Origin of the sequence: Acinetobacter sp. ACZLY 512 (assembly GCF_023614015.1) — a bacterium.
Lineage (GTDB): Bacteria > Pseudomonadota > Gammaproteobacteria > Pseudomonadales > Moraxellaceae > Acinetobacter > Acinetobacter soli.
Window position 1 is genome coordinate 46393 of sequence record NZ_JAKIVI010000006.1, and the last position, 13302, is coordinate 59694.

Sequence of the window (13302 nt, forward strand, 5' to 3'; positions counted from 1 at the left end):
TATGAAACAAATACTTAAAAAATTCACATCCCAAGTGGCAATATCTGTAACTGCGATCGCATGTTTCTCATCAGTCAGTCATGCTGCACCATTACTGACCAATGGCGTATTTAAAGTTGGATTAGAGGCAACTTATCCACCTTTTGAATCGTATGACAGTCAGAAAAAAATTGTAGGTCTTGATCCAGATTTTGCTGCGTTGATTGCCAAAGATTTAAATGCCAAGCCTCAACTCATTGATACCAAGTTTACCAGTCTGATTTTGGGTTTAGGTAAAAAGTATGATGCAGTCATTTCAGGATTATATGTCACTCCAGAACGTTTAAAACAGGCAGATGCTATTCCTTATGCCATGACAGGTGCTTCAATTATTGCGCTTAAAAATAGTACGACTTTGCCTAAGACCGAAAATGACTTATGTGGTGTCAAAGTGGGTTTGCAACAGGGCACAGCATGGGTTGCCAGTCTTAAGAAACATTCAGAAGCATATTGTCTCAAAAATAAAAAACCTGCTATTCAGGTGATGGAATTCCCAACAGCTTCTGAAGTGTCTCAGGCGCTTATATCAAAAAACATCAATGCCCAACTCGAAATTGCGCCTGCTGCAAAGATTTTGGTTGAGAAAAGTCGAGGCCGCCTAATGGTGAGTTCTTCACGTCTGATCTATCCGCTCCCACTTGGAATTTATGTCACCAAAGGCAATACAGCGCTCGCTGCTGCGATCAAGTCATCACTGGCGAAAGCCAAAGCAAATGGTCAATATGACGCACTGATCAAAAAATATAATTTAGAACCTATTCATTAATTGATTGAGATTGGGAACCGGTATGGAATTCGATTGGGAATATTTTTTCTCATTATTTGGCTTTGCAGAGTTTTGGCAGGCTTGCGTAACTGTAATTATAATCAGTTCGTTGTCTTGGTTTATTGGAATGATATTAGGATTTTTTCTGGCGTGTGCGAAGATATCTGCACCACGGTGGATTAAAATACCAGTCGAACTTTATATCTGGTTTTTCCGTAGTATCCCCTTAATGGTGCTACTGGTTTTTGTGTACAATTTGCCACAGATGTTTCCAGTCACTCAACCTTTGCTGGGCGTCCCATTTATTGCGGGTCTGATCTCAATGACTATCACTGAAGCTGCGTATATGGCAGAGATTCATCGAGGTGGTTTACTGTCTGTGACTAAAGGACAAAATGAAGCTGGACATGCGCTTAGTTTTGGTTTTTTTGGTATTCAACGTTTAATTATAATTCCACAGGCTTTTCGAATTGCATTACCAACATTAATTAATGAATATATTACTATTATCAAACTGAGTTCAATCTTATCTGTTATTTCACTGCCAGAGTTATTACTCATAGGTCAGCGCTTATATGCAGATAATTTTCTGGTTATGGAAACACTGCTTGCAGTTGCAGTATATTATGTGATGATTGTAACGTTGCTTACTTGGTTATTTAAATGGCTTGAAAATTTCCTTAATCTACAACGCAGATCACCACAAACACTTAAAGAGAGTGAATGCATTGCATTAAAACAAAACCTGAAAGCCCCAATATTTAAAATAAATACTATAGAGTCGGCCTCTGGAAGTCCTGTTGCACTTGATTTACGAGATATTCATAAATCATGGGGGCAGCATCAGGTTTTAAAGGGAATTAATTTAAAAATAAAAAATGGTGAAGTATTAAGCATCATTGGGCCGTCAGGTTCTGGTAAAACGACGCTTATTCGAACCATCAATGCACTTGAAAGTATCGATGATGGGGAAATTGTATTGTATGGCGAGAGTTATATCAAAGGTGGCGCGGTAATCGATAAACAGAAGATGCGTGCTGGAGTTCGTCGTATCGGCATGGTGTTTCAGGGGTTCAATTTATTTCCACACCGCACTGTTTTAGATAATGTGATGCTTGCACCGATGTACCACAAGCTATTTGATCGTACTGTGGCGAAAGAGCAGGCACTTTATTTACTCGATCGTGTTGGTTTACTTGCACATATCGATAAATATCCACATCAGCTTTCTGGTGGTCAGCAGCAACGTGTCGCAATAGCAAGAGCATTGGCACTCAAGCCCGATATCATGCTGTTTGATGAGCCTACCTCTGCACTGGATCCGGAGCTGGTTGGCGAAGTTCTCAAGGTCATTCAATCACTTGCTAGTGAAGGCATGACCATGCTGATTGTCACACATGAGATGGATTTCGCATTATCTATTTCTGATCGGGTGATTATGATGGAACATGGTGTCGTGCAGTGTGATGCATCACCTGAGGATATTCGTGGTTCTTCATCTGCTTCGTTCAGTCGGATACGTGAGTTTATGCAAGTAAAACCAGAGGGCTAAGCCTTATCTATCTAAAAATTGAAGATATCATTCAACGCTATATAGGTGTAATACAAGATTAAATCACGCTATTATTATCCTAACCAGACGGCTTCAGATCAATATTCTCCTGATCTGAAGCCGTTTAACTTTTAATCTCAACTAAATTTCAATCTCAACTAAATTTCAATCCTAAATTGCATGTGCATTCAAAATGACGCATTCATAATTCATAGATCACATTTTAGCATCAGGTCCTCAAGTAAAGCGTTAGGTCATATTCTGCATTCAATTAGTTTATAAATATCAAAACTAATTATTTAATAAATACTATTTAAGCTGACGTGTTTTTATTAGATAAATAATGAAAACAAATAGATATAGGTATACACATGGCCAAACATTTACATCAACCTCTGGGTGGAAACGAAATGCCGCGTTTTGGTGGCATCGCATCCATGATGCGTTTACCTGTCATTGAAACGCCTGAGGAGTTGGCTAAATTAGATGCTGCATTTGTGGGTATTCCTTTAGATATTGGAACCTCACTTAGATCTGGAACACGCTTTGGACCGCGTCAGATTCGAGCCGAGTCCGTCATGATCAGACCTTACAATATGGCAACAGGCGCGGCACCGTTTGATTGTATTAATGTGGCAGATATTGGTGATGTTGCAATCAATACATTTAACCTACTACATGCTGTTGAAATCATTGAACAAGAATATGATCGCATTTTGTCATATGGAATTATTCCCTTAACACTCGGCGGTGACCATACACTAACATTACCGATTCTACGGGCGCTTAAGAAAAAACATGGCAAAGTCGGTTTGGTACATATCGATGCGCATGCAGACGTAAATGATCACATGTTTGGTGAAAAAATTGCGCATGGAACCACCTTCCGTCGTGCGGTAGAGGAAGATCTTCTAGATTGTGATCGTGTCGTACAGATTGGTTTAAGAGCACAGGGCTATAGTGCCGATGATTTTAACTGGAGCCGTCGTCAGGGATTTAGGGTGGTACAGGCAGAGGAATGCTGGCATCAATCTTTAGCTCCGCTTATGGCTGAAGTCAGAGAAAAAGTAGGTGGTGGGCCTGTTTATTTGTCTTTCGATATCGATGGAATTGATCCTGCTTGGGCACCAGGAACTGGAACGCCAGAGATTGGTGGGCTGACTACTATTCAAGCGCTCGAAATTATTCGTGGATGTGAGGGGCTGGATATTATAGGTGGCGATTTGGTCGAGGTATCTCCACCTTATGACACCACAGGAAATACCTCTTTGCTCGGTGCTAATCTCTTGTTTGAAATGTTATGTGTTTTGCCAAATGTCGTGAAGAAATAAAGTTTTTAGTAAGTTATATAGGTAAATATCAATAAACTTACTTTAAAAACATGACAGGCAAAGACATATTTTCCTTGATGAAAGTCGATTGTAGTTTCAGTAAATCATCTTAACGTTTTAAACAAAACATAAATCATGAATGACTCATTTTTATGAGTTGGATTTTCTATTTATGTTTGATCTTTAAAATATGGAGAGAACAACAGTGTTGAATCGCATATCTTTTAGACAAATGGAATATTTTGTTTCAACTGCACAGCATGGCAGTATTATTGTTGCATCGGAGAAAATACATGTATCTCCGCCTTCAATTTCTGCTGCAATTTCCCATATTGAATCGGAATTAAAAGTTAAATTATTTATTCGGCAACACGCACGTGGCTTATCGCTAACGACGATTGGTGAGAAAATTCTCAAAGAATGTTTGTTTATTTTGGGACAAACCAATGCACTATATACACTTGCTTCTGAGTATTGTGGTTTAACACAACGGTTTTTACATATTGGTTGTCATCAAGTTTTAACGCCATTGATTTATTCAGATATTGTGCATGATTTTGGTCTCTTACATCCAAAAGACGATATTCGATTAGTAGATGGCAGTCATGATGAGCTAATGAACGCATTATTGTCAAATAAAGTGGACATGGCAATTACTACAAATTTACAAATTGATCATAACCTTATCTGTTTTGAGCCGATAGTGAGTTTGCCTCCTCATGTGTTGGTGAGTGAACATCATCCATTGGCAAAAATGAAAAGTGTTCGCTTAGAAGATTTAACTCAGTTTCCGATGATTTTGCACGACTCTCCCTATTATAAAGATTATTGCACTGATTTATTTACACAGCATAACTTGGTGCCACATATCAAAGATACCTACAAAAACTATGATCTAGTACGAACCATGGTGGCTGATGGATGGGGTTACAGCATGACCAATTTACGACATAAGCTTGAGCATACATTAAATGGTAAAAAACTCATTCGCATAATGTTAGAAGGAAATCATGCACCAATAAGTATAGGAATTGCCACACTCACCAGTGTGAATTTGAATGCAGTCACAGAAAAATTTATGAGCTACTGTAAGAATTTTATTTGTGAGTATTATGATGATCGTGAACATGCTTCATCCAGTTTCACTTTAACTTCTTCAATTGAAAAAACGCGATCTATACCAAGAGTGGCTTAAACAAATCATTTATTGAGTCGATCAGTATTGATACTTAACTGATGTTTTGAATTGTTAAAATTGAGATGAGTGATATGCAGCACGTCAGAATAACATGTACTGAAAAACAGTATTTGGAGGAGCAAACCTTCAGTTTTAATTTTCCTGTGAACTACACCGAATTTGAAAAGTTAACCCAACAGCAATTTTATGATCAAGTGAAGGATCAGCATGTTTTAATCGTAAATGATTTAAAAGTTGATCAGCAAGTGATGGATAACAATCCAGAGCTTCAACTGATTGCACTCTGTTCGACTGGTTTTGATCATATCGATATTGGGTTAGCAAAACAGAGAAATATAAAAGTGTGTAATGTTAAGGAATATGCAGGCGATACAGTCGCCGAACATGCTTTTTTATTAATGTTAAATTTGATAAAAAATTTGCAGTTTTATGAGAATTCAGTTGTTTCAGGATTATGGAGTGACAGCAATAGTTTTTGTTATCAAGATCATCGCTTTCCAATTTATGATCTGAAAGACAAAACATTGGTAATTGTAGGTCGAGGTGAAATAGGACAATCCTTAGCATTAAAAGCACAAGCATTTGGAATGCAGGTGTTTTTTTCTGAACGTCCGCATCAAGCAAGCTGTAGAGAGGGATATATTCCGTTTCAGACAGCACTTCAAATTGCGGATGTACTATCATTGCATTGCTCACTAAGTGCTGACAATCGATATATGCTTAATCAAGAAACACTGAATTTAATGAAACCGAGTAGTTTTATTATTAATGTGAGTCGAGGTGGGTTGGTAAATGAACACGATTTACTCATCGCACTTCGTACGGGCCGCATTGCGGGCTACGCAGCGGATGCCATGGCCCAAGAACCTCCTGCTAAAGATGATCCACTTTTAAAGAGTGAATTACCCAATATATTGCTTACACCTCATATCGCATGGGCAAGCGAAGAAGCGAAACAGCGTATGATTGATATACTGGTTCAGAATATTCATTTAAATCTAAGTGGAATAGATCACAATAGAGTTGTTTAGGAGCGTTGAACATCTAGATCAGCGATGTGCAAATCTGCATGTAAATGAGGAAAGTTGGTTAAGCGTAAGAAATCGAAATGACCATGCTGTAAAAAATAAAAATCGCATTAAATCATTAATATTTAATGCGATTAAACATTTTATCAGCTATGTTTTAATTAACTTGTGAATCAATTTTCTTAAAAATAAAATCATTAATCTTGTGGCCAGCTTCTAAACCGCGACGTTCAAACTTGGTTTGTGGGCGCCATTCTGGGCGTGGATAACTATAACCCTTACCTGCAAGGTTTTCTAAAGCAGGCCGGTTGTCAAGAACATCCAGCATCCACTCAGCGTAGGGTTCCCAGTCTGTTGCAGCGTGGAAAGTACCGTTAAGCTCCAGTTTTTGTTCGACCAGCTCCATACGCTCATGAGCAACAAAACGACGCTTAAAGTGGCGTTTTTTCTGCCACGGATCTGGGAAGTAAAGCTGGATACAGTTAATGCTGTTGTCTGGCATTTCTCGCAATACCTGAATGGCATCTGCGTCAAGTACACGTAAATTTTTAAGTTCGGCCATTCCTGCTTCATAAACGCATTGGGCGATCCCCGGTACATGTACTTCAATACCAACAAAGTTACGCTCAGGATTTGCTTTTGCCATTAAGACCAAAGAGCGCCCCATTCCAAAACCAATTTCGACTGTCAATGGGCGTTCAGGATGTTCAAAATGCTGGCGTAAATCACCTACCGGATATTCCAAAATCAGCGCTTGATATTGCTCTAAAGCTGTACGCTGTGAAGTATTCAATGGCGCAGCGCGGCGCATAAACGTCACAATTTCTCGGTGTTCAGGCAAATTATCCAGTTCAGTAATCTGCGTTTCTAACTGATCGGTCGACATGATTTTGATGATACTAAAAATTCAGATGCCGTATTTTAAATGCTTAGGGGGGTAAGTCAAACGCTAATCACAGCTTCAACAAGACTAAGCAAGCATGAATAGGAAAAGACTCGGCTCATTGGATGCCTTCATGTATTTGTCACGTGTATCTTGTAGATTGTTTTGTATACAAACTATAGGCGGTTGGTCATCAAATATAACCAATCATGTGTAGTGGTCAGATAAGCTACTTATGCTGATCTCTATGTCTTACATTCTCTTACCCAGCCAGAAGTATTGTGTTCACTCATATTTTGAGCAGATCACACACAATATCGCTTGCGTGACGAATTTTTTTTGATTAATAGTAGAGTATAAAGATTTTTCTTAGATCGACTTTTGTAAGGAAGTTTATAAAGCCCTTGCATGTGACTTCGAAGCGTTTTAGAACATAAAATAGTTAGATAACAAGGATCTCATATGAAGTTGTATTATTCACCAGGCGCATGTTCACTCGCAGCACATATTATTTTAAATGAAATTAATGTCGACTTTGATTTAGAAAAAGTTAACCTTAAAACGCATCAAACAGAAAAAGGTGCAAATTATTACGACATCAATCCAAAAGGATATGTACCAGCACTGGAAATTAATCCTGGATTGATCTTGACTGAAAATGTTGCAATTTTACCCTTTTTAGCCCAGCACGATCCGAAGCAAGATTTAATTCCACCATCGGGAATGGGGCGTGCCAAAGTACTTGAATGGCTTGGTTATCTGAATTCTGAATTGCACGATGCCTATGCGGTATTTTTTGGCGGGCCACTTGAAGGTGAAGCAAAAAGCAAAGCCTATAAAGAAGTCGATCGTCTGCTCACGCACATTGATAAAACCATCAGTGAATCTGAAAATGATTACTTGGTCGATGATAACTTTGGCCCGGCAGATGCCTATTTATTCGTCATTACCAACTGGTCAAAAAGTATTGGACATGATTTGAGTCCTTATCAACATATCAATGCGATCCGTGATAAGGTTGCAGAACGACAGTCTGTACAAATTGCGATGCGCGATGAAGGCTTGATTGCATAACTATACGCAGAAAAAATGCCTCAAGTAATTGAGGTGTTTTTTTATTCAAATTCTGGTGGTTCTTTAAAATTAATAGATTCCAATTTTAAATCATATTGTTTTTTTAGATTTTTCCATTCGAATTTTGCGGGCTGAATACTCTCCTCAAACTCATTTTTATCTGTGGTTTTTTTCATTTTTCCAGTAGAAAAATTAATGCTCAATGAACTTTTCTCACCAGAAGCCCGATGAAAACTCATTTGATCAAAACCAATTAATTTGAAACCTTGATTCTGGTAGCGGAAGCTAAATGTATTGTTGGTCACATACCACGAGCCGCAACTGAGCCAATAATGTAAATTGATTTTTAAAATACCTTTTGTAATCGTTACAGCACCATCATCGAGTGGATCTGCAAGACAAGGCGAGTCTGCATCATTTTCACTAGGAAGTTTTTTATTTTTACTGATTAACTGATAACCCTGAGCTGTTTTGAATAACACCAACAAAGCTCTTGGATTGGTGTTGAGATTAGGGCTTCCAAATCCATCATTATGAATTATATTTTTGCGATTATTTTCCTCAATTACCAAGACGATATCTTCCATGCCATCATGATTTAAATCACCACGAGCTATTTCGATGATCTTCCAGTCTTTAGGTACAAACTGTTGATAGTTTTTCTGATCGGAACTCGCAAAAGTAACTGTTGTAAAACTTACACTTAAAAGACCCATTATTATTTTTCGCATTTGTGCTTGCTCTCATTCTTCTTACGAAAAAGGATTCCGAAGAATCCTTTGAAAATTTTCAATATAATTAATAGTACGTACTATTTAAAGAAATAACCAGTTTCTGGGGAACTGGCATTAGCCATACGTTTACGTGGCATACGACCTGCCAAATAAGCTTCACGGCCTGCTTCAATTGCTTTTTTCATGGCAGATGCCATGAGAATAGGTTGCTGTGCAGCGGCAATTGCCGTATTCATCAAAACACCATCACAGCCGAGTTCCATGGCAATGGCAGCATCACTTGCTGTACCAACACCCGCATCGACCAGTACAGGAACTTTGGCATTTTCTTTGATAATCGAAATAGTATGTGGATTTAAAATCCCCAGTCCTGATCCGATTAGGCTGCCCAAAGGCATAATGGCAACACAGCCCATGCTTTCAAGTTCTTGCGCGACGATTGGATCATCAGAGGTATATACCATGATCTCAAAGCCATCATCAATCAGCGTACGTGCAGCTTTGATGGTTTGTGTGACATTCGGATAAAGTGTTTGCTGGTCGCCAAGGACCTCAAGCTTCACCAAATTGTGGCCATCGAGCAGTTCGCGTGCCAACATGCAGGTGCGAATTGCACTATCTGCATCAAAGCATCCGGCTGTATTGGGTAAAATCGTGTACTTTTCGGGTGGAATGACCGAGAGCAGGTTAGGTTGGTCTGCGTGTTGTCCGATATTAACGCGACGAATTGCAACGGTGACAATTTCGGCACCACTGGCCTGGATGGCCAAATCGGTTTCATGTAGGTCTTTGTATTTACCTGTACCGACTAAAAGACGAGATTGAAACTGGCGTGAACCAATAATCAAAGGGGTGTCTTGCATGAAAAGCTCCGTTTTTAACCGCCACCAACAGCGTGAATAATTTCAATTCGATCTTGATCTGATAACTGGTATTGCGCCAATTTGCTTTTAGGAACGATTTGTTCGTTCAGTTCTACCGCAAACCGTTTACCTTCAAGCGCAAGCTCTTGTATGAGCTCATACAGGTTTTGGCACGCGGTATCTTTTGGCGCGCCGTTGAGATAAATCTGCATTAATATTCCTGATTACTTTGCGTATTTCGTCGCATTCCAAGCCAGTACAAGCCAGCCTGCAATCATGAGTGCGCCACCAATTGGCGTAATCGCGCCCAAAATACGGGGCATGCCAAGCGCCATGATATACAAGGAGCCACAGAAAAATAGAATTCCGGTCTGAATCAAAAGAAACGGAAGCTTAATAGGGAGCTGTGAATAGGTTTTGGAAAGTACGCCCAGTAGCAAAAGCCCCAGCGCATGATAAAAGAAATAGTCGGTTGCGGTCTGCCACCAACCAAGCTGATCTACAGATGCATGTGCTTTTAAACCGTGCGCACCAAAGGCGCCTAATATCACGGCTAGAGCCAGATTAACCGCTGAAACTGCGATCCACATAAGCGCACTATTCTTAAGAAAAAGACGCTAGAACCTTAGCATAAAAAGGGAAAGCTCAAAATAGTCAAACAAAACAAAAGGGCACTTGGCCCTTAAGTTTTTCATCATCGGTCAAACTAGGTTGCAGACATTGCTACCTTGATTTTTTCCATGGCATTTTTTTCTAGCTGACGAATACGCTCTGCAGATACATTGTACTCGGCCGCAAGTTCATGCAAGGTCGATTTATCGTCGTCTAGCCAGCGTCGTTGCAAGATATTTCTCGAACGATCATCAAGCTGGTTCATTGCTTCGTGTAACGCGCTTGAACTTTGCTCTTCGTAGTCTTCATCTTCAACCAGTCGTGCAGGGTCGTAACGACTATCTTCCAAATACAGTGCAGGTGCAACGTGGGTGGATGAATCATCATCATCGTCGCCTTGCGCTTCAAAAGCCGCATCGTAGGCAGTTAAACGACCTTCCATTTCCAATACTTGCTCTGGTGTCACATTCAAATCATTGGCGATTGATTGTGCTTCTTCGAGAGTCAGTTTTTTGCTGGATTTTTTTAAGCTACGCAGATTGAAAAACAGTTTTCGCTGGGCTTTCGTGGTGGCGATCTTAACAATACGCCAGTTGCGAATCACGTATTCATGAATTTCTGCTTTAATCCAATGCACAGCAAAGGAAACAAGACGCACGCCCATATTTGGATCAAAGCGTTTTACCGCTTTCATCAAACCTAGATTTCCTTCCTGGATAAGGTCGCCTTGAGGTAGGCCATAGCCTGCATAACTACGCGCGATGTGCACCACGAAACGAAGATGAGACATCACCAGCAATTTAGCTGCATCAAGATCTTGATCGTAGTAGTAACGTTCAGCCAGCTCTTTTTCCTGCTCGGCAGTCAGAATTGGGATTTGGTTTACGGTGCTGATATAGGCACCTAAATTTACACCGGGCGCAGATAATGACAGGGGCATCAACTGATTGCTGCTGTCACTCATGAGTACTCCTTATAGGATGGTATAACCAATAAAAACATCTTAATGTGAAGCATCTTCATAATTAAGAAAGATTGGGTAGAGAAATGTAAAGTTTTATAGGCACTAAGCGCAATATGTTAAATAATAAATGATTAAGATTCAATCAAGTAATGAAATTCGTGGTCTGATATTTTAGTCAATTTACAAGCCAGTTGATTGATTTGGCAATATCGTGTTACATCAATTTCACTGTGCGGATCAGATGACAAAAGTTTAAAAACTCGAGGGCCGGTTGTCTTTTTAAGTTGACGTTTAAGCATCAATAACGGCATAGGGCAGGGTTGACCCATGGCATTAATCTCAATAACAGAAAGTGAAGAAACTGAATCTTGCATCAATAAAAACGATGGGTTGCACACTTGAAAAGCTACTCTAGCAGAAAATCAAGCACAGGTAAAAACCACAATCAAACTGCTAAAAAAATTCCCGATCAAGTCGATAAAAAATTTAATTAAAAAATGAAGATAAATAGCAAAAATAAATCTATTAATTGTGATCAACCCATGTTAATCTCGAGTGGTTTTAGGATTTATGCGTTATCAAAAATAATTGTTATTAACCCTTTAACAAATGGATGTAACCGGGAAATTGTTGATAGTTTTACAGAATGATTACAAGCTTTGAAATAACAAAGAATTTTGAATCTTGTTTGCTATGCTGTTTGCAACACCGGAAGGTCCTTTAATTTAACTTCTGAGGATTGACTTATGACAGCTCGTGAACAAGGTGTAGTAAAGTGGTTTAACGATACCAAGGGCTTTGGCTTTATTCAACGCAATGGCGGTGATGACGTATTCGTTCATTTCCGTGCAATTATGGGTGATGGCCATCGTTCACTTCGTGATGGTCAACGCGTAGAATTCAGCGTTGTACAAGGTCAAAAAGGTTTTCAGGCTGAAAACGTTCAGCCTTTAGACTAATCAATCTAATTGATTGACTGACGCTCCAATTTTTTAAATTGGAGCGTTTTTGTTTTATACTACTGACTACATCAGAGTGATTAACGTTAGAGCACGAGTTTATGGTATCTGGTTTTGAAACCTTGAATTTACATCCGCAACTGAAAAAAGCGATTGATGCATTAGGGTTTACACAAATGACCCCAATTCAGCAAAAGGTTTTAAAATATACATTGGCAGGGCATGACGCAATTGGTCGAGCGCAAACGGGAACGGGTAAAACCGCTGCCTTTCTGATCAGTGTAATCAATGATTTGTTGAATAACCCCATTAAAGAACAGCGCTACCGTGGTGAACCACGTGCACTGATTCTTGCACCAACGCGTGAACTGGCTTTGCAAATCGAAAGTGATGCAAAAGAGTTGACTCGCTTCACAGGGTTAAATTTACTCACTTTGGTGGGTGGTGTCGATTTCGACAAACAAAAGAAACCCCTCAACGAAAAAGTTCTGGATATTCTGGTGGCGACCCCCGGTCGTTTGATTGATTTTGTCGAGCAAAAAGAAGTTTGGTTGGATCAAATCGAATTTCTGGTGATTGATGAAGCCGATCGCTTACTGGACATGGGATTCATTCCATCTGTAAAACGTATTGTGCGTTTTTCGCCACGTAAAGAACAACGTCAAACCCTCATGTTCTCGGCAACATTTAGTTATGATGTTTTAAATTTGGCGCGTCAGTGGTTGCATGAGCCGGTTACAGTAGAAATTGAACCTGAGCAAAAAACCAATAACGATGTTGAGCAGCGTGTTTATGTGGTTGCAAAACAGGACAAATATCGTCTTTTGCAAGATATTTTGCGCGAAGAGCCGATTGATAAAGTCATGATTTTTGCCAATCGCCGTGATCAGGTACGCCGCTTGTATGATCATCTTAAAAAGGATGGCTACAAAGTGGGAATGTTGTCGGGTGAAATTGCTCAAGATAAGCGTCTTAAAATGCTCGAACAGTTCAAGCAGGGTAAGAACAACATCATGATTGCAACCGATGTTGCTGGTCGCGGGATTCATGTGGATGGTGTATCACATGTGGTCAACTTTACTTTGCCAGAGCAGTCTGATGACTATGTGCACCGGATTGGTCGTACAGGTCGTGCAGGAACGCAAGGTGTAAGTATCAGTTTTCTTTCAGAAGACGATGCGTTTTATTTGCCAGAAATCGAAAAAGCGATTGGAAAGAAATTACCGCTGACCCGAATTGAAGGTTATTGCTAAGCTTAAGAGGCTGAGCTAAAAAAGATCCCTAAAGTGGGATCTTTTT

The 13302-nt window shown here is 39.6% G+C and carries 15 protein-coding genes; 8 read left to right on the plus strand and 7 right to left on the minus strand.

What is annotated here, in order from left to right; translation table 11 throughout:
• The first annotated feature begins 1 nt into the window (after position 1).
• The 5 genes from L2096_RS08290 to L2096_RS08310 all read left to right on the plus strand — a co-directional run bounded on the left by L2096_RS08290 (position 2) and on the right by L2096_RS08310 (position 5917).
• On the plus strand, positions 2-805 hold the full coding sequence (locus tag L2096_RS08290) for an ABC transporter substrate-binding protein (protein WP_104124748.1): 804 nt from the start codon (positions 2-4) through the stop codon (positions 803-805).
• A gap of 22 nt (positions 806-827) precedes the next feature.
• Positions 828-2357 (plus strand): amino acid ABC transporter permease/ATP-binding protein, encoded by a 1530-nt coding sequence (locus tag L2096_RS08295; RefSeq protein WP_250365222.1) that lies wholly within the window; start codon positions 828-830, stop codon positions 2355-2357.
• A 371-nt stretch (positions 2358-2728) separates the two neighbouring features.
• Positions 2729-3688, plus strand: a complete 960-nt coding sequence (gene speB / locus L2096_RS08300) for an agmatinase (RefSeq protein ID WP_104124750.1) — start codon at positions 2729-2731, stop codon at positions 3686-3688.
• A 205-nt stretch (positions 3689-3893) separates the two neighbouring features.
• Positions 3894-4883, plus strand: a complete 990-nt coding sequence (locus tag L2096_RS08305; protein ID WP_228267699.1) for a LysR family transcriptional regulator — start codon at positions 3894-3896, stop codon at positions 4881-4883.
• Between the two features lie 74 nt (positions 4884-4957).
• Positions 4958-5917 (plus strand): D-2-hydroxyacid dehydrogenase, encoded by a 960-nt coding sequence (locus L2096_RS08310; protein WP_250365256.1) that lies wholly within the window; start codon positions 4958-4960, stop codon positions 5915-5917.
• A 154-nt stretch (positions 5918-6071) separates the two neighbouring features.
• On the opposite strand, the gene trmB is transcribed toward L2096_RS08310, so the two are convergent.
• The gene (gene trmB, locus L2096_RS08315) at positions 6072-6800 is read right to left on the minus strand and encodes a tRNA (guanosine(46)-N7)-methyltransferase TrmB (RefSeq protein ID WP_250365223.1); all 729 of its coding nucleotides are present in this window, start codon (positions 6798-6800) and stop codon (positions 6072-6074) included.
• A 459-nt stretch (positions 6801-7259) separates the two neighbouring features.
• Between trmB and L2096_RS08320 the strand changes: the two genes are divergently transcribed.
• On the plus strand, positions 7260-7871 hold the full coding sequence (locus L2096_RS08320) for a glutathione binding-like protein (protein WP_004936615.1): 612 nt from the start codon (positions 7260-7262) through the stop codon (positions 7869-7871).
• A gap of 41 nt (positions 7872-7912) precedes the next feature.
• Here the strand turns inward: L2096_RS08320 and L2096_RS08325 are convergent, their stop codons facing one another.
• The 6 genes from L2096_RS08325 to L2096_RS08350 all read right to left on the minus strand — a co-directional run bounded on the left by L2096_RS08325 (position 7913) and on the right by L2096_RS08350 (position 11418).
• Positions 7913-8602, minus strand: a complete 690-nt coding sequence (locus L2096_RS08325; protein ID WP_151746198.1) for a hypothetical protein — start codon at positions 8600-8602, stop codon at positions 7913-7915.
• An 80-nt stretch (positions 8603-8682) separates the two neighbouring features.
• Positions 8683-9468, minus strand: a complete 786-nt coding sequence (locus L2096_RS08330) for a thiazole synthase (RefSeq protein WP_025094830.1) — start codon at positions 9466-9468, stop codon at positions 8683-8685.
• A 14-nt stretch (positions 9469-9482) separates the two neighbouring features.
• The gene (gene thiS, locus L2096_RS08335; RefSeq protein WP_004936622.1) at positions 9483-9680 is read right to left on the minus strand and encodes a sulfur carrier protein ThiS; all 198 of its coding nucleotides are present in this window, start codon (positions 9678-9680) and stop codon (positions 9483-9485) included.
• A gap of 12 nt (positions 9681-9692) precedes the next feature.
• On the minus strand, positions 9693-10058 hold the full coding sequence (locus L2096_RS08340) for a DUF423 domain-containing protein (protein WP_004936625.1): 366 nt from the start codon (positions 10056-10058) through the stop codon (positions 9693-9695).
• Positions 10059-10174: 116 nt separating this feature from the next.
• Positions 10175-11044: an RNA polymerase sigma factor RpoH gene (gene rpoH, locus L2096_RS08345; RefSeq protein ID WP_004936628.1), complete on the minus strand. Its 870-nt coding sequence runs from the start codon at positions 11042-11044 to the stop codon at positions 10175-10177.
• Positions 11045-11175: 131 nt separating this feature from the next.
• A complete protein-coding gene (locus L2096_RS08350) occupies positions 11176-11418 on the minus strand; it encodes a sulfurtransferase TusA family protein (protein WP_081402570.1) in 243 nt (80 codons plus the stop codon).
• Between the two features lie 372 nt (positions 11419-11790).
• Here L2096_RS08350 and L2096_RS08355 point away from each other — a divergent pair, with 372 nt between their 5' ends.
• Both L2096_RS08355 and rhlB read left to right on the plus strand, forming a co-directional pair.
• On the plus strand, positions 11791-12003 hold the full coding sequence (locus tag L2096_RS08355) for a cold-shock protein (RefSeq protein WP_004653893.1): 213 nt from the start codon (positions 11791-11793) through the stop codon (positions 12001-12003).
• A 101-nt stretch (positions 12004-12104) separates the two neighbouring features.
• A complete protein-coding gene (gene rhlB, locus L2096_RS08360) occupies positions 12105-13256 on the plus strand; it encodes an ATP-dependent RNA helicase RhlB (RefSeq protein ID WP_004936633.1) in 1152 nt (383 codons plus the stop codon).
• Positions 13257-13302 lie beyond the last annotated feature (46 nt).